The sequence below is a fragment of the Vicinamibacterales bacterium genome (assembly GCA_036496585.1).
Taxonomy (GTDB): domain Bacteria; phylum Acidobacteriota; class Vicinamibacteria; order Vicinamibacterales; family 2-12-FULL-66-21; genus JAICSD01.
Genome location: DASXLB010000033.1, coordinates 37,042 through 53,333, shown reverse-complemented (window position 1 = coordinate 53,333; position 16,292 = coordinate 37,042). Strand labels below are relative to the sequence as shown.

Genomic DNA, 16,292 nt, shown 5'->3' with positions numbered 1-16,292 from the left:
CCATTCGATGCGGTGCGTATTGATTTACATCGCCTTGCGCGGCCCCGCCCTTGGCCTCGGCCGGGCTTTGCCCGCACCAGGCTGGCACGGGGGTTGATGTCAGCGATCGCATGGCCAGAGAAAGAAGGCGGATGCCCTCCGCCTCGGATGCGATTTCGGCACAGACCGATGCGATGCCTTCCAGGGGTGCGCCCGCGACCGTCCGCGAATACGACAACTGTAGCAGCGTCGACCATCGCGGGCGGATCGCGATGCGGGCCTATGAGCTGTTCCTGGCGCGCGGCGGCGCCGACGGGAGAGACTTCGACGACTGGCTGGCCGCCGAGCGCGAGCTCACGGGTGGCGCCGGGCTCGGGTCGAGGGGGGACGCAGGGAAGTGAGCGGGGCGCGTCAATACCCGTTCCTCCTTATCGCCGACGACGACCGCGACACGCGCGAGCTGTATCGCGCGTGTTTCGACACGAGCGGCTATCGGACCGCCGAAGCCGGGACCGGCTCGCAGGCGATCGTCTCCGCCGTCGAGATCGTTCCCGACGTCCTCCTGACTGACTACGTGCTTCCCGATGTCGATGGCATCACGGTCGCCCGCCGGCTCAAGGCCGATCCGCGCACCGCTGGCATCAGCATCGTCATGGTCAGCGGCTACGCCACTCCCCACGTCGAGCGCGAGGCGATTCAGGCCGGGGTCGACCGCGTGCTGCTCAAGCCGTGCCTACCGGTGGCGGTGCTTCGGGAAGTGTCGCGCGCGATGGCACGGGCGGGGAGCCGCGCGACGATCGGGCCGCTGAGGTCCATCGATGCGTCCGCCTCCGTGCGGGTGCGCGAGGAGTTCGCCGCGCTGCCAGGTCTGTCACTCACGGCCGAGCAGGCGCGGCTGGTGTTCGACCTTGACCGCGACGCGTGCGACAGCATCCTGATCGCGCTGGTGACGGAGGGCTTCCTGGCCCGCACCCCGCACGGTGCGTTCAAGCGCCCCTGCTAGAGAGAATCTGGAGACGTGACGTGAAGAGACGGACATCCCTGATCGCCAGCGCCGCAGGGCTCGGCGCCGCATGGCTGGCGATGCGCCTGGCGCGCGCGCGCCTCGCCATCTCGTTCGACGACCGCGTGGTGGTGATCACCGGCGGATCGCGGGGGCTCGGGCTCGAAATCGCCCGCCGGCTGGCCGACGAAGGAGCGCATCTGGCGCTGCTGGCGCGCGACGCCGGAGAACTCGATCGCGCGCGCGACGAATTGACGGGGCGCGGCCGCGGTTCGGTCGCGACCTTCCAATGCGATGTGCGCCGTCGCAGCGACGTTCGCGCCGCCGTCGACGCGATCCTCGATCGATTCCGACGCGTCGATGCGCTGATCAACGACGCCGGCATCATCCAGGTCGGTCCCCTCGAGCACATGACCGAGGAGGATTTCGAGAACGCGATGGCGACGCATTTCTGGGGTCCGCTGCACATGATGCTGGAGCTGCTGCCCTCGATGCGCCACCAGTGCTTCGGCCGCATCGTCAACATCGCGTCGATCGGCGGGAAGGTGGCGGTGCCGCACCTGGCGCCGTACTCCGCGAGCAAGTTCGCGCTGACCGGTCTGTCGGATGCGGTGCGCGCCGAAGTCGCCCGCTATGGCATCCGCGTGACGACGGTAGCGCCGGGCCTGATGCGCACCGGCTCCCCGATCAACGCACAGTTCAAGGGTCGGCACGACGCCGAGTTCACCTGGTTCAGGGCGGCGAGCTCGGTGCCGGGACTGACGATCGGCGCCGCGCGTGCGGCCGCGCGCATCGTCGAGGCGTGCCGGCACGGCGACCCGGCGCTGACGCTCACGGCGCCGGCGGCGCTGCTCGCGGTCGGCAATACGGTGGCGCCCGCCTCCGTCGCGCGCGCGATGATGGTGGTGTCGAGGCTGCTGCCGGAAGCCACGTCCGATCCCGAGGGCAACCGCGTCCGCTGCGGTCGCGACACGCTGGCTGCCCGCTCGACGCCGTCCATCGCGGCGGCGCTCACCGATCGCGCCGCGGCCGCCAACAACGAGGCGTGAGGCGCGCCCGGGATCCGTTCAGGCCTTCTGTCCGCTCTCGACCATCTGCTTGAAGCGCTGGAGATCCTCGCGGATTTCGCTCGCGGCGTCGGCCCCGAAGATCTTCGCGACGGCCGCCCCCAGCTTGCCGAGCGGCGGGCTGTACTGCAGGTGGACGGTGACACGCGTCCCCATTCCATTGGCCGTGCGGGCAAAGTTGACCGATCCCGCGCTGACGACGTCGGCGCCTTCGAGCGAGCGCCACGCGATCAGCTTGTTGGCGACTTCGTTGTAGATCTCGGCGTCCCACTCGACGACCATGCTGGCCGGGCCGCGGGCGCGCCAGTGCGAAATCGTGTCGGTGATCTTGTCGACCGAGGCGAGATGGCGCATGAACTGCGGCAGGTTCTCGAGGTTGCGCCAGAACCGGTACAACTCCTCCAGCGAGCGGTGGATGGTGACGCTCTCGAGCACGTTGATGCCACGCGGCCCGCCGAGGGAGGCGCGCGTGTTCTGCGGGCTGACGGCGGTGTTGACGCCGAAGGCCTCGTAGACGTCGCAGTGCGCGGTGATGCCGCGGCGGAGCAGCAGGCCGCCGGCCCCCGCCAGGAGCCAGCCGTTGCCCCTGAGACGCGACAGGCCGTACAGCGCGAGTCCGGTTCCGGCGGCGATCGACACCCACTTCTCGAGACCGCTGATGTTGCGGCCGGAGCGGGCCACGACGTCCGCGTCGTCCTCGGGAAAGACCAGGTCCATGTTCATCGTGGTGCCCCCCTTAGCGTCGCGCCGTACCGATGTCTGCCGTCCATGACGGCGTGTCGCTGGCGGGGAACGATTCCTCCGCGGCGTCGTTGACGATGTCCTTGCCCACCCAGCCGCGGTCGCGCAGCGCGGAATCGATCCAATGGCGCGCCAGGCGGTAGTCGTGACGCCCCATCGCGGCGCGCACGGCGAGCGTGGCGCCGAGTGTGGCGAGGAGGCCGCCGGCGAAGCCGCCGCGGCGGGCCCCGATCACCGCGACCGTGCTGCCCCAGGCGGCGGTGATCCATCGCTCGTGGTCATACGCCTGCAGCGCGGAGGTCTGGCGATCCCAGACATTCACCGGCGCGCGGGCAATCGTGAGGTTCTTGGAAACGTCAGCCATAGCACGCCTCGAGGTGCACAACACATGCCCGCGATAGCGGGGAGGAAGTGCCACGGCTGAGTCTTGAATTGCTGCAGGTTGCGGCCAGCCCAGTAACCGTCTTCCGCCCTCCGCGTCCCTGCGGGGCGCGCCCCAGACGTGGCTCGCATGTCGCTTGACATGACTCGGCCGTAACGATTAAGCTGTTAATCCGGATATACGGATGAATACCCCCGCCATCTTCGACGATTTGACGACGCTGGCCGATGCGACGCGGGGGCGCATGCTGCTGGTGCTCGAGCGCCAGGAGTTGACGGTGTCTGAGCTCTGCACGATCCTGCAGTTGCCGCAGTCGACCGTCAGCCGCCATCTGAAGACGTTGTCCGATGCGGCCTGGGTTTCGTCGCGGCGCGACGGCACCAGCCGCTACTACACACTGGCGCTCGACGGTCGTCTGCGCCACGGCTCTGGCGCCAACGAGCGGGCCGCGTCCACGCGTCGGCTCTGGGCGCTGCTTCGCGACCAGATTGCGACCACGCCTGGTGCCGATCAGGATGGCCGCCGGCTGAAGGGGGTGCTGGCGCGCCGGCAGACGAAGTCGGAGGAGTTCTTCGCGTCGGCAGCCGGCCAGTGGGATCGGCTGCGGCGCGAGCTGTTTGGGAGCGCCTCGGCGTTGCAGGCGCTGCCAGCGCTGCTCGATCGAACATGGACGGTCGGCGATCTCGGGTGCGGCACCGGCGAAACGAGCGCGGCGCTGGCCCCGTTCGTCGCGCGCGCGCTGGCGGTCGATCGCAGCGGCGACATGCTGCAGGCGGCGCGGCGGCGGCTTCGCGATCTGCCGAACGTCGACGTCCGCCGCGGCGATCTCGAGGCGCTGCCGATTGGCGATGCCGAGCTGGATGCCGCCGTGATGATTCTGGTGCTGCACCACGTGCCGGATCCGGCCGCGGCGCTGAGCGAGGCGGCGCGAACACTGAAACCCGGCGGCCGTCTCGTCGTGTGCGACATGCTGCCGCACGATCGCGAGGACTACAAGCAGCAGATGGGGCACGTCTGGCTCGGGTTCGGCGGCGACCAGTTCGGACGGCTGCTCGGCGGCGCGGGATTCGATGACGTCCGGATCGTGCCGATGCCGGTCGATCCGCAGGCAAAAGGGCCGGCGCTTTTCGTCGCGTCGGCGCTGAAGAAATAGTTTGGTAGTTGACAGTTCGCAACAAGGAGTGAGCATGGCGACAGTTGTTGAAACGCATCCGTTCGACGCCGCGGTGAAGGTTGGCCGCGAGCCGCACAAGGTCAAGGATCTCGGCCTTGCCGACTTCGGTCGCAAGGAGATCCGTCTTGCCGAGCACGAAATGCCCGGCCTGATGGCGCTCCGCCGGCGTTACGCCGCGGCGAAGCCGCTCGCCGGCGCGAGGGTCATGGGCTCGCTGCACATGACTGTTCAGACCGCCGTGCTGATCGAGACGCTCACCGAGCTTGGCGCGGACGTGCGTTGGGTGTCGTGCAACATCTTTTCGACCCAGGATCACGCCGCCGCGGCTGTCGTGGTCGGCCGCCCGGAGACCGGCGGCACGCCGGCGAATCCCAAGGGCACCCCGGTCTTCGCCTGGAAGGGGGAGACGCTCGAGGAATACTGGTGGTGCACGAGCGAGTCGCTGATGTGGCCCGACGGATCCGGCCCGACCCAGATCGTCGACGACGGCGGCGACGCGACGCTGCTCCTGCACAAGGGGGTCGAGTACGAGAAGGCCGGCAAGGTGCCGGCGTTCGACGCCGACAAGGAGCCCGAAGAATGGGGCGTCATCCTGGAGCTGCTGCGCCAGGAGCTGAAGGCGAGCCCACAGCGATGGACCAAGGTCGCGGCTGACATGAAGGGCGTCTCGGAAGAGACGACCACCGGCGTGCATCGCCTCTACGAGATGATGAAGGCCGGCACGCTGCTGTTCCCGGCGATCAACGTCAACGACTCGGTGACCAAGAGCAAGTTCGACAACATTTACGGCTGCCGCCACTCGCTCATCGACGGTCTCAACCGCGCCACCGACGTCATGATGGGCGGCAAGGTCGCCGTCGTCGTCGGCTTCGGTGAGGTCGGCAAGGGCTGTGCGCAGGCGCTGCGCGGGCAGGGCTGCCGCGTGATCGTCGCCGAGATCGACCCGATCTGTGCGCTGCAGGCGGCGATGGAAGGCTACGAAGTCAAGCCGGTCGGCGACGTCGTCGAGACCGCCGACATCTTTGTCACGGCGACCGGCAACCTGAACATCATCACCGTCGACATGATGGCGAAGATGAAGCACAACGCGATCATCGGCAACATCGGTCACTTCGACAACGAGATCGACATGGCCGGGCTGAAGAAGCGCGGCATCGAGCGGATCGAGATCAAGCCGCAGTACGACGAGTTCCGCTTCCCGAGCGGCAGGAGCGTGCTGATCCTCGCAGAGGGGCGCCTGCTGAATCTCGGCTGCGCGACCGGTCACCCCAGCTTCGTGATGTCGGCGTCGTTCACCAATCAGGTGATTGCGCAGCTCGAGCTGCACCAGCACAACGCGAAGTACGAGAAGAAGGTCTACATCCTGCCGAAGCACCTCGACGAAGAGGTCGCGCGGCTGCACCTCGATCACCTCGGCGTGAAGCTGACCACGCTGACCCCTGAACAGGCCGCCTACATCGGCGTCCCGGTCGAGGGGCCGTACAAGGCCGAGCACTATCGGTACTGACGCTGAGAGAAGACGGCAGACTGAAAGGCCGACGCTTTGGCGTCGGCTTTTCTTTTTTGCGGCCGCTGGTTGCGAACCGGCGGCTGCCGAGGCCGACGCTGCAGTAATCTGTGCGCCATGTCTTCTTCTCGCTCGTTCGCGACGGCGGCGATCGCGGTCGCGTTGCTGGCGGTCGCTGGGGCTCAGCAGGCCGATGTCCGCACGGCGCTCGAGACCCAGATCGACCGAATCTACAAGGACCACGCCTACGAGGCGCCGCGGTTCGGGCCGGCGCGCTGGCTGCCCGACGGCAGCGCCTACGCGATCGTCGAACGCCGCGGGCAAGGGAGCGAGATCGCGCGTTACGACGCGGCCAGCGGCGCACGGTCGGTGCAGGCCCGGACGCCGCTCGACGTCGACGACTACGCATGGTCGGCCGACGGCACCCGGCTGCTGGTCTTCACCAACACCAGAAAGGTGTGGCGCCAGGAGACGCGCGGCGACTACTACGTGATCGACGTCGCGAACGGCTCGCAGAAGAAGCTGGGCGGCGACGCGCCGGAATCCTCGCTGATGTTCGCGAAGTTCTCGCCCGACGCCGCGCGGGTCGCCTACGTGCGCCAGAACAACATCTACGTCGAGCAGATCGCGACCGGGGCGATCACGCCGCTCACCACCGACGGCACCGCGCCGCCCGGCGGTGCCGCCTGGGCGCCGGCCACCGCCGGCACCATCGTCAACGGCACCTCCGACTGGGTCAACGAGGAAGAGCTCGACATCCGCGACGGCTTCCAGTGGAGTCCTGATGGCGCCCGCATCGCCTACTGGCAGTTCGACACGAGCGGCGTCGGCAACATGACGCTCGTCAACGACACCTCAGCCCTCTATCCAACGACGACCACCTACGCCTATCCCAAACCCGGCACGGCCAACTCCGCCGTCCGCGTCGGCCTCGTTCCGGCGACTGGCGGCGCCACGAGCTGGGTGCGCCTCCCGGGCGATCCCCGCAACACGTATGTCGCCAGCCTGGATTGGATCGACGCCTCGACGGTCGCGATGCAGCAACTGAACCGCGAACAGAACGAGAACAGCCTGTTCCTCGCCGACGCGGCGACGGGCGGCGTCACGCGCGTGTTCCAGGATCGCGCCTACGAGATGGACGGTCATCCCACCTGGGTCGACGTGCAGAGCGAGATCGAATGGATCGATCACGCCCGGGCGTTTCTGTGGCTGAGCGAGCGTGACGGCTGGCGGCACATCTACAGGGTGCCGCGCTCGGGTGGCCCGGCGGCGCTGATCACGAACTTCGACGCCGAGGTCACGGACATGGTCGGCGTCAGCGAGGACGCCGGCACTGTCTACTTTTTGGCGTCGCCGGACGCCGCCACCGAGCGTTACCTCTATCGCGCGCCGCTCGACGGCTCCTCGGCGCCGGTGCGCGTCACGCCGTCGGATCGGCCCGGATGGCACACCTACACGCCCGCCCCCGGCGCGCGGCTCGCGTTTCACACCTATTCGTCGTTCGACCGCGTCGCCGCGATGGACGTGATCTCGCTGCCGGACCACCGGCTGCTGCGAACGCTGACCGATCCCTCGGCGCTGCAGGCGGCGCTCGCCGGCCTTCTGCAGCCGCCGGTCGAGTCCCTGCGCGTGGCGGTGGGCGGCGGGGTGACGCTCGACGGCTGGATGATCAAGCCGCGCGCGTTCGATCCGTCCAGGAAGTATCCGGTCATCGTCCAGGTCTACGGCGAGCCGGCCGCGCAGACGGTGACCGATCGATGGGGCGGCGACGGCACGCTGTTCCACCGCGCGCTCGCCGACGCGGGCTATCTCGTCGTCAGCTTCGACAACCGCGGCACGCCGGCGCCGAAGGGGGCCGCCTGGCGGAAGGTGATTTACGGAGCGGTCGGCGAACTCGCCGCGGCGGAGCAGGCGGCGGCCGTGAAGGCCTTCGCGGCCTCGCGCGCTTACGTCGATCCGGATCGCATCGGGATCTGGGGCTGGAGCGGCGGCGGCTCGGACACGCTCAACTGCATGTTCCGCGATCCTGACGTGTTCAAGGTCGGCGTGTCGGTGGCGCCTGTCCCCGATCAGAAGCTGTACGACACGATTTATCAGGAACGCTACATGGGCGTGCCCGACAGGAACGAAGACGGCTACGGCCGCGGCTCGTCCATCAACTTCGCGGCCGGCCTGCGAGGTCGCCTGCTCATCGTCCACGGATCCGGCGACGACAACGTGCATTACCAGGGCACGGAGCGGCTGGTCAACCGCCTCGTCGAGCTCGGCAAGCGGTTCGACCTGATGGTCTACCCCAATCGCACGCACGCCATCTCGGAAGGCCCTGGCACGACCCCGCACATCTATCAACTGATCGCGCGCTATTTCGTCACGAATCTGCCGCCCGGCGGCCGGGGGCCCGGCGGCCGGGGTCAGACCGGGGTCCGACCGGGGTCAGACGGGGGTCAGACCACCAGATGATCGTAGGGGTGCGCAGAATCTGCGCTGCGGCGGCCAGCGCCTGGGCTGCGCGCCGATCGCGTGCGGCACGTGCCGGCGTCGTCTAGCGAGCGCGACGTCGGCGGATTTCTGTCTCCATTCCAGCGGCCAGGGTCAGCTGATTCTCTCTGTGTCCGGCGACGAGCGGCGCGTTCAGGAACCGGACAAGCGGCATCAACGCCTTGAACGTGGCGAGCAGTGTCGGATAGAACTCGCGGCTGTGCGCGAACGCGGCGGGGAACTCCGCGCCGCCGTGGAACTGGCGAAACTTCAGGAAGTCCGCCGCAGGGTGATCGGCGGCATACCCGCGGGGCACGCGGGTCGTGGCGTTACCCTGCAGCTCGCCGAAGCGCGTGCGGAACGCGGCGGCGCGGGTAATCGTCCGGATCCGCGGCCACGTCCGGGCCATGTGCGCGCGCAGCCGGACGAGCTCGGGCGGCTCGGGACGCCACATGCCGCCGCCGATCCACACCCAGTCCGGCGCGACTTCGAAATAGAGGCCCGCCCCTTGCGGCTTGGGAAGGTCTTTCGGTCGAAACACCGCCGCCGCATGCGTCTTCAGCGGCCGCTTGTCGTGGCTGAACCGCGTGTCGCGATAGACGCGGAAGAGCGAGTGCCGGGGCGAGGCGATCAGCTCGGGAGCGACCGTCCGGAAATCGTTCGCCAGGCGTTCGATGACGGCGACCATCGGCTGGTGGACGTGTTCCTGATACTGGTCCTTGCGGGCGTGGAACCACTCGCGCCGGTTGTTGCGCTTCAGCGAACGCAGGAAACTGAGCGTCTTGCTGGTAAACGGGCTGCTGCTGTCACCGCGCACGTAGGAATTCTAGTCCGGCTCGCGCCGGCCCCGGGCGCGTGTCAGCGCGCCAGGCTGAACTGTTCGCGGAGCCACGCGAGGCGGTCGACGCGGGCCTGGAAGGTGAGTTCGTGTTCGAAGTCGTAGGTCTTGAACGTCTTCGGTCCGGAAAGCGCATCGGCCATCGCTCGTGCATCCTCGTTCTTGATGAACTTGTCGTTGGTACCGAACTGGAGGAGCACCGGCCGCGGCGCGAACCTGGCGATCGACCTGGCCGGGTCGAGGGGCGCCAGCCTGGCGACGAACGCGTCTTTCTCCGCACCCTCGCGCTTCGGCGTGAACAGATACCACGTCGAGAACGAGGGGGAGCCGGCCATGAAGACCAGATGCGTGACGCGCGCGTCGTCGGCAGCCGCCAGCGAGCCCCACATCGCGCCGAAGTCGTGTCCGACGATGGCCACGCGGGCGGGGTCGATCTTCGGCTGAGCGAGCAGCACGTCGAGGGCGCGGCGGACGTTGGCTGCCATCGCCAGGGTGAAGTCGTAGTCGCGGGCCGCGTCACGCGTCTGGAACCAGCCTTCCCGGGCCCATGGTGTATCGATGAGCAGCGAGACGACGCCAGACCCGGCGAGGTCGACAGCTTCCGCCAAGAACTCCGTTCGGTTGGATGTCGGCCGTGGCGGCTCGTACCAGTGCAGGAACAGGATCGCCGGGCGCACGCCGGCTGGCGCAGCGGCGGGCGTCACGAGCGTGGCGCTATTGCGCGAGCCGTCAGGCTGGGCATAAGTGAGCTGGCGGACGCTGACGCTCGCCGGCTCCAGGCGGGTCGCCGCCGGCGCCTGGCCGCCGACCGTCGTGGCCTGCAGCAGCGCCGCGGCTGCCGCCAGCACGTATGCGTGTCGCATGCGCTCATGCTACGCGTTTTCGGGTTCGCTCCGACGGCACGTTCCACTGTCCTGGGACGGATGCTGTGACGCGCGCCGGCGATCCGGTTGCACCTATGTAGAATTTACGATATATAGATTCCTGCCTGATGCGCTACATCACGTTCCCGACCACGCTCGTCCTCCAGGCCATCGCCGACGGCGGCCGCTACGGCTTCGACATCGCCGATCGCACGGGCCTCCAGACCGGCACGGTTTACCCGGCGCTCCGACGCCTCGAGCTGCTCGGGTTCGTCCGATCGAGCTGGGAGAGCGAGAAGATCGCCCGCCGCGAGCAGCGGCCGGCGCGCCGTTACTACGAGATCACCAGGGCTGGCAGCGAGGGGCTGAGCACCGCTCTCAAACGCTTCGAAAACCTCGGTCGTCTCAACTCCCGGACCCGCCATGCGTGATCTGCCGCGCCAGCTCGTCGCGCTCGCGTCGCGCCTCGTCCCTCACACCCGTCGCCGCGAGTTCCGCGCCGAGTGGGAGGCCGAACTGGCGATCGACCCGTCTGCCCGCCGCGCCTTTGGCGCCGTCCCCGACGCCTGGTTTCTCTTCCGTCAACAGTGGAGTCTCGCCATGATCAGCCAGGATCTCCGCTACGCGCTGCGGCTGTTGGTTCGCCGCCCGGTCTACGCCATCACCATCGTGCTGACGCTCGCCATCGGCATTGGTGCGACCACGGCGATGTTCAGCGTCATCCAGACCGTGCTGCTGCGGCCGCTGCCGTTTCGCGATCCGTCGCGGCTGGTGATGGTCTGGGAAAACGATCGCCTCAATCGACGGCCGCGTTACCCGGTTGCCCCGGCCAACTTCGACGACTGGCGGACCCAGGCGCACGGCTTCGAACGGATGGCAGCCTGGCGCGCGTCGCAAGGGCCGGTGGACGTGGGCGGCGAGTCGTTCTATACGACGACAGCCGTGGTGACGACGAATTTCTTCGACACGCTCGGCACGCCGCCGATGCTGGGACGCGGGTTTGCGCGCGGCGACGAGCCGCCAGCCCAACGGGTGCTCGTGATCAGCCATGCGGCCTGGATGACGCACTTCGGCGGCGATCGCAACGTGATCGATCGCGTCGTGCATGTCGGCGACAGCCCGTACCGCATCGTCGGCGTCATGCCTCCGGACTTCGCGTTCCCGGACCGCTCTGTCGACGTGTGGCGGCCGTTGGCCGAGCGACCGGAGCTGATGAGCAATCGCTCGCTGCACATGCTGTCGGTCGTGGCCCGCCTCGACGGCGCGACGACGTTCGAGCGGGCGCGCCAGAATCTCGAGACGGTCGCCGCCGGCGCGCAACGAGCGTATCCCGCCACCAACGACCAGAGGGGCACGACGATGGTCGGCCTGCAGGACGCGATCGTCGGGGACGTCCGGCCGCCGCTCGTCTATCTGGGCGCGGCGGTCGTGCTCGTGCTGCTCATCTGCTGCGTCAACACCGCGAACCTGATGCTGGCGCAAGCCGCGGCGCGGCGGCGCGAGATCGCCGTGCGTGCGGCGCTCGGCGCCGGCCGCGCGCACATCGTGCGGCAGCTGCTGGCGGAAGGCCTCCTGCTGGCGATGGCCGGCGGCACTCTCGGGCTGTCGATCGCGTGGCTGGGCACGGGCGCGATCGCCAGGCTGGCCGTCGACTACGTGCCTCGCATCTCGCGCGTCGGCGTCGATCTGCCCGTGCTCGTATTTGCGGGGGCCCTGTCGATCGTCACCGGACTGCTCTTCACGCTGCTGCCGGCACTTCGGGCGTCGCACACCGACGTGCAGCAGGACCTCCGCGCCGGCGCCCGCGGCGCGACGGCGCACGGACGCCGCCTGCGGAGCGCCCTGGTCGTCGCCGAGCTGACGGCAGCCGTCGTGCTCGTGGCCGGCGGCATGCTGCTCTTCGAAAGCTTCCGCCGCGTGCTGCAGGTCGACCCGGGCTTCGCGGTCGGCCATGTCGTAAGCATCGATCCCAGGCTGCCGCAGGCGCGCTACCAGACCGCCGCGTCGCTGGCGCAGTTCTACGCGGACCTCACGACGCGCGTGACGGCGCTGCCCGGCGTGGAGGCGGCTGGTGCGATCAACAACGTACCCCTGACGGGCGACGGATGGACGTCGTGGCTCACGATCGAGAATCGACCGGTCGCCGGCGAGCCGCCCGAGGTCGGCTACCGGCAGGCGACTCCCGGCTATCTGTCGGTCATGCGCATTCCGCTCCTCAAGGGACGCTGGATTTCAGCGACCGACAGCAGCACGGCGCAGCCGATTGTCGTCGTCAACAAAGCGCTGGCAGATAGGTTCTTCGCGGACGGAAACGCCGTCGGCGCGCGGATCCGGCTCGGGCCGAACCCGAAGGCGGCGTGGCGGACGATCGTCGGGATCATCGGCAACGTCCGCCACAGTGGACCCGAACAGGAAGCGCTGCCGGAGGCCTACAACGCCTTGGCGCAGGACACGACGGAGTCGTCGTTCCTCGTCCGCGGCGATCTCGATCGCGGCGCCCTGGTGTCGGCGATCCGCGCGGCGGTGACCGCCGTCGATCCGACTGTCGCGGTGGACCATGTCCAGTGGCTCGACACATTGATGGACGACCATCTTGCGCCGCGCCGACTGGCGATGGCGCTCGTCGAAGGCTTCGCCGGAGTGGCGCTGGCGCTCGCGCTCCTTGGCATCTACGGGGTCGTCAGCTATGCCGTCACGCAGCGCGTGCCCGAGATCGGCGTGCGCATCGCCCTCGGCGCAGCGCCGGGCGAGATTCTGCGGATGGTCTTACGCGACGGGCTGCGCCTGGCGCTGCCCGGGCTGGCCGCCGGCACCGCCATCGCGATCGTGGTCGCGCGCCTGGCGCGCAGCGCGCTGTTCGGAGTATCGCCGGCGGATCCGTTCTCGTACGCGACGGTCCTCGGCGTCGTGCTTGCCGTGGCGATGCTGGCGAGCTACGTCCCGGCGCGCCGCGCTGCCCGTGTCGATCCGCTGAGGGCGATTCGCGTGGAGTAGCGGTCGTATCGGGTGCCGGCTTCGGCGGGGGAGGCGCGTCTCGACCATAATCGGCAGGTGCAGCGTCCCCTGTCGGTCGTGTTCTCCCTGTTGGCTGCGTGCGGCGGCGGTTCGCGGCAGCCGCCAGCTGAGAAGCCAAACGTTCTGCTCATCACCATCGACACGCTGCGCGCCGATCGGGTTGGGCGCGGGCTGACCGCGAATCTCGATGCACTGGCGGCCCGCGGCACTCGCTATACCCACGCGCGCACGACGGTTCCGTTGACGCTGCCGTCGCACACCGCCATCATGACCGGAACGCTGCCGTCCGAGAACGGCGTCAGGTTAAACGGCGACGTCCTGAAGCTGCGGCCGACGCTCGCGCACGCGTTCCACGCCGCCGGCTACCGGACCGGCGCGTTCGTCGGCGCCTACGTCCTCGATCGCCGCTTCGGCCTGTCGGGCGGCTTCGACACCTACGACGATCGCGTTCCGCGCGGCTCGAGCGGCGAAGCGCGGCTCGAGGCGGAGCGGCGCGGCGATCGGGTGGCCGACGCGGCGCTCGCCTGGCTGGCGCAGTCGTCGACGGCGCCATTCTTTGCGTGGGTCCATTTCTACGACCCGCACGCGCCGTACGATCCGCCGCCGGAGTACCTGGCGCGGGCGCACGGCAACGCCTACGACGGCGAGGTCGCGTTCGCCGACGCCCAGGTCGGGCGGCTGCTCGACTGGCTGCGCACGAGCGGGCGGGCATCCTCGACGGTCGTCGCGGTGGCCGGCGACCATGGCGAAGGGCTCGGCGATCACGGCGAGCTCACCCACGGGATGCTGGCCTATGACTCGACGATCAGGGTCCCACTGACGCTAGCCGCTCCGCCGCCGATCGCCGCGACCCTCCATCTGGCGGTCGGAGGCGTCATCGACACCAATGCCTCGCTCGCCGACCTTGCCGGCACCCTGCTGCAGGCCACCGGCGTGGCGGTCCCGGCCGGAATGCGCAGAGGACCCCTCGGCAACGGCGGAGAGGCCTACGCAGAGACGATCTATCCGCGCAGCGCCGGATGGCACGCGCTCACCTCGCTGGCGTTCGATCAGTGGAAGCTGATCGCGTCGTCAGAGACCGAGCTCTACGACGTCAGCGCCGATCCCGGCGAAGCGCACAACGTCGCCAGCGGCAGGTTCGCCGTCGCCGACGCTGCACGCCGGCGTCTGGCGCAGCTCGGGGCGACACGATCGAACGCCGCGCCGGTGCCGTCCGACTCCGCCGATCGGCTGCGGGCGCTCGGATACGTATCGGGGACCACCGCGCCGATCGACGAATCGGCGCCAAACCCGGCGCACGCCATTGCCGCGTGGAACACGTTCGAGCGGGCGCTGGGGCGTCTCTCGTCGGGCGACGCGCGCGGCGCGCTGCCGGAGCTCACGATGCTGGCGCGCGGCTATCCGGACTCACCGGTCCTGCAGGCGACCTACGCCCGCGCGTTGAAGGAAACGGGCCGCGCCTCGCAGGCGGTCGATCTCTACCGGCGGCTGGTGTCGCGCTGGCCAGGCGACGCCACGATGTATCACGATCTCGCCCTTGCGGCGCAGGCCGCCGGATTGCGGCAAGAGGCGATGCGGGCCGAGCGCGCCGCGCTGGCGCTGCAGCCGGCCAATGCCGATGCCTCGAACGGGCTCGGCCTGCTGCTCGTGCAGGAAGGGGAGAAGGACGAGGCGGTCCGCTCCTTCGAACGGGCGACCGAAGAGGATCCGTCGAACACGGTGTTCTGGACCAATCTCGGAAACGCGCGCCGCGACGCCGACGACGCGACGCGCGCGACCCAGGCCTACACGCACGCGCTCGAGCTCGACCCGCGATCCGCGGACGCGGCCAACGGCATGGGCGTCCTGCTGGTGCAGGCACACCAGACGGCGCAGGCGATCGCCTGGTTCGAGCGCGCCCTGGCGGGCTCGCCGCGCTTCGTCGAGGCGCGGCTGAATCTGGGTATTGCGTATCAGGAAAGCGGCAATCGCGATAAGGCAATCGAGGCATACCAGCGCGTGGTCGGCGACGCGGTGCCAGGTTCGCGTGAGCGCGGCGCCGCGACGCAGCTGCTCGCGGCGCTGACGCGCTAGTGGGCCGTGGCGGTGAGAGGCACACCGCGGGGCGTCCGTGGTCAAGCAAGAAGGGCCGGCTCGCGGATGCGAGTCGGCCCGTGTGAGAGCCGGCGGCCCGAAACCGGCGGCCGGCGGCGGCCGGCGTGAGAACGAGAAGCGGAAGCCGATCTGGCCGACGCGATGTTCCGGGCGCTGCGCGTCCCAGGAGAACGTCCTACCAATGCTGCACGTCACCAACGGCGAAGCGACCCGCGGGCCACTCGAGCAATCGGGCCTCCCAGGCACGGCCATGTCGTGGGACGACGTGCTGCACGAAGGCCCGATCGTGCTGGCGGCAGGCGAGAACTGGTATCGCGTCCGGGCGGCCTATCTCGCGTCGGACAGAGGCATCAGCGAAGATCAGCTGCTGCGCGATTTCCGCGAGCAAGGCGATCGGCTCGCCGCCGCCGCCTCGCACGACGAGGTCGTGTTCTGGTTCGAGCACGATCTGCACGATCAGCTGCTGCTCATCCACCATCTCTGGTGGCTCTCGCGGCCGGAGGCGCCGCGCACGCGCTACTCGATCGTGATCGGCACCGACTACCTGGGCCTGCTCAGGCCGCCGCAGTTTCCGGCGAAGTTCGCGTCCCGGCGTCCGATCACGCCCGAGGACCTCGCGGCGGGTGCGGCCGCCTGGACGACGTTTTGCGGCGACGATCCGCGGCTGTGGGTGCCGTTCGCGCGTGATGCCGGTCCGCTCGTCTTCCTGCCCCGCGCCATGCATCGCCTGCTGGAGGAGCTGCCCGCCGCCTCGAATGGTCTCGCGCGCAGCGAGCGCCAGCTGCTCGAAGTGCTGTCGGAAGGTCCGCGTCCACCCGAGCAGGCGTTCGTCGCCGCCTCGCGTCTCGAAGAGGATATCTGGATGGGCGATTCGACGTTCTGGACGATCGTCACGCGCCTGGCCGCCGGACCGCATCCACTGCTGACGGTCGTCCGCGACGAGCCGACCCGACTGGCGTCCGGTACCGTGACGATCACCGGCGCGGGCCGGCAAGTGCTCGCCGGCCGCGCCGATCACGTGGCGCTCAACGCGCCTTCGCGCGGGATCGGGGGGACGCGGCTGTCGCCGGGGCAGGACTGGCGCTGGACGGGCTCTTCCGTCCAGCGAGCAGCGCCTTGATCTTGGCGCGGCGCGCCACGCCACGCTTGCG

14 protein-coding genes are annotated in these 16,292 nt (G+C 69.2%); 10 read left to right on the top strand and 4 right to left on the bottom strand.

Translation table 11 applies throughout. The annotated features are described in order from the left end of the window. Window positions 1-173 precede the first annotated feature (173 nt). From VGI12_11000 to VGI12_10990, 3 genes are read left to right on the top strand one after another with little or no spacing between them, the layout of a single operon-like run. Window positions 174-380, top strand: a complete 207-nt coding sequence (locus VGI12_11000; protein ID HEY2433189.1) for a DUF2934 domain-containing protein — start codon at window positions 174-176, stop codon at window positions 378-380. After that, a complete protein-coding gene (locus tag VGI12_10995) occupies window positions 377-982 on the top strand; it encodes a response regulator (protein HEY2433188.1) in 606 nt (201 codons plus the stop codon). Before VGI12_11000 ends, VGI12_10995 begins: the two co-directional genes overlap by 4 nt. A gap of 20 nt (window positions 983-1,002) precedes the next feature. Continuing rightward, window positions 1,003-2,031 (top strand): SDR family oxidoreductase, encoded by a 1,029-nt coding sequence (locus VGI12_10990; protein HEY2433187.1) that lies wholly within the window; start codon window positions 1,003-1,005, stop codon window positions 2,029-2,031. A gap of 18 nt (window positions 2,032-2,049) precedes the next feature. On the opposite strand, the gene VGI12_10985 is transcribed toward VGI12_10990, so the two are convergent. Together VGI12_10985 and VGI12_10980 are read right to left on the bottom strand one after the other, a co-directional pair. Then, entirely contained in the window at window positions 2,050-2,772 is a 723-nt protein-coding gene (locus VGI12_10985; protein HEY2433186.1) for an SRPBCC family protein, read from the bottom strand. A 13-nt stretch (window positions 2,773-2,785) separates the two neighbouring features. Continuing rightward, window positions 2,786-3,154, bottom strand: a complete 369-nt coding sequence (locus VGI12_10980; GenBank protein HEY2433185.1) for a hypothetical protein — start codon at window positions 3,152-3,154, stop codon at window positions 2,786-2,788. Window positions 3,155-3,356: 202 nt separating this feature from the next. On the opposite strand from VGI12_10980, the gene VGI12_10975 reads away from it, so the two are divergent. The 3 genes from VGI12_10975 (at window position 3,357) to VGI12_10965 (ending at window position 8,313) form a co-directional block, all read left to right on the top strand. Then, complete coding sequence (locus tag VGI12_10975; protein ID HEY2433184.1) at window positions 3,357-4,325, top strand: metalloregulator ArsR/SmtB family transcription factor; 969 nt, start codon at window positions 3,357-3,359, stop codon at window positions 4,323-4,325. A gap of 34 nt (window positions 4,326-4,359) precedes the next feature. Continuing rightward, a complete protein-coding gene (ahcY, locus tag VGI12_10970) occupies window positions 4,360-5,853 on the top strand; it encodes an adenosylhomocysteinase (GenBank protein HEY2433183.1) in 1,494 nt (497 codons plus the stop codon). Window positions 5,854-5,970: 117 nt separating this feature from the next. Beyond that, a complete protein-coding gene (locus VGI12_10965) occupies window positions 5,971-8,313 on the top strand; it encodes a DPP IV N-terminal domain-containing protein (protein ID HEY2433182.1) in 2,343 nt (780 codons plus the stop codon). Window positions 8,314-8,395: 82 nt separating this feature from the next. Here VGI12_10965 and VGI12_10960 read toward each other — a convergent pair whose 3' ends face one another. Both VGI12_10960 and VGI12_10955 read right to left on the bottom strand, forming a co-directional pair. Next, window positions 8,396-9,148, bottom strand: a complete 753-nt coding sequence (locus tag VGI12_10960; protein HEY2433181.1) for a DUF2461 domain-containing protein — start codon at window positions 9,146-9,148, stop codon at window positions 8,396-8,398. Between the two features lie 41 nt (window positions 9,149-9,189). Continuing rightward, a complete protein-coding gene (locus tag VGI12_10955) occupies window positions 9,190-10,032 on the bottom strand; it encodes an alpha/beta fold hydrolase (protein HEY2433180.1) in 843 nt (280 codons plus the stop codon). A gap of 128 nt (window positions 10,033-10,160) precedes the next feature. Here VGI12_10955 and VGI12_10950 point away from each other — a divergent pair, with 128 nt between their 5' ends. The 4 genes from VGI12_10950 (at window position 10,161) to VGI12_10935 (ending at window position 16,261) form a co-directional block, all read left to right on the top strand. Continuing rightward, window positions 10,161-10,463: a helix-turn-helix transcriptional regulator gene (locus tag VGI12_10950; GenBank protein HEY2433179.1), complete on the top strand. Its 303-nt coding sequence runs from the start codon at window positions 10,161-10,163 to the stop codon at window positions 10,461-10,463. Further along, window positions 10,456-13,026 (top strand): ABC transporter permease, encoded by a 2,571-nt coding sequence (locus VGI12_10945; GenBank protein HEY2433178.1) that lies wholly within the window; start codon window positions 10,456-10,458, stop codon window positions 13,024-13,026. Before VGI12_10950 ends, VGI12_10945 begins: the two co-directional genes overlap by 8 nt. A gap of 57 nt (window positions 13,027-13,083) precedes the next feature. Next, on the top strand, window positions 13,084-15,120 hold the full coding sequence (locus VGI12_10940; GenBank protein ID HEY2433177.1) for a sulfatase-like hydrolase/transferase: 2,037 nt from the start codon (window positions 13,084-13,086) through the stop codon (window positions 15,118-15,120). A gap of 202 nt (window positions 15,121-15,322) precedes the next feature. Next, entirely contained in the window at window positions 15,323-16,261 is a 939-nt protein-coding gene (locus VGI12_10935; GenBank protein HEY2433176.1) for a DUF1835 domain-containing protein, read from the top strand. Window positions 16,262-16,292: the final 31 nt, after the last annotated feature.

Coding starts and splice junctions, on each gene's coding strand:
- VGI12_10950 (HEY2433179.1), top strand. CDS start 10,161: ATGCGCTACATCACGTTCCCGACCACGCTCGTCCTCCAGGCCATCGCC.
- VGI12_10945 (HEY2433178.1), top strand. CDS start 10,456: ATGCGTGATCTGCCGCGCCAGCTCGTCGCGCTCGCGTCGCGCCTCGTC.
- VGI12_10980 (HEY2433185.1), bottom strand. CDS start 3,154: ATGGCTGACGTTTCCAAGAACCTCACGATTGCCCGCGCGCCGGTGAAT.
- VGI12_10985 (HEY2433186.1), bottom strand. CDS start 2,772: ATGAACATGGACCTGGTCTTTCCCGAGGACGACGCGGACGTCGTGGCC.
- VGI12_10935 (HEY2433176.1), top strand. CDS start 15,323: ATGCTGCACGTCACCAACGGCGAAGCGACCCGCGGGCCACTCGAGCAA.
- VGI12_10955 (HEY2433180.1), bottom strand. CDS start 10,032: ATGCGACACGCATACGTGCTGGCGGCAGCCGCGGCGCTGCTGCAGGCC.
- VGI12_10975 (HEY2433184.1), top strand. CDS start 3,357: ATGAATACCCCCGCCATCTTCGACGATTTGACGACGCTGGCCGATGCG.
- ahcY (HEY2433183.1), top strand. CDS start 4,360: ATGGCGACAGTTGTTGAAACGCATCCGTTCGACGCCGCGGTGAAGGTT.
- VGI12_10965 (HEY2433182.1), top strand. CDS start 5,971: ATGTCTTCTTCTCGCTCGTTCGCGACGGCGGCGATCGCGGTCGCGTTG.
- VGI12_11000 (HEY2433189.1), top strand. CDS start 174: ATGCCTTCCAGGGGTGCGCCCGCGACCGTCCGCGAATACGACAACTGT.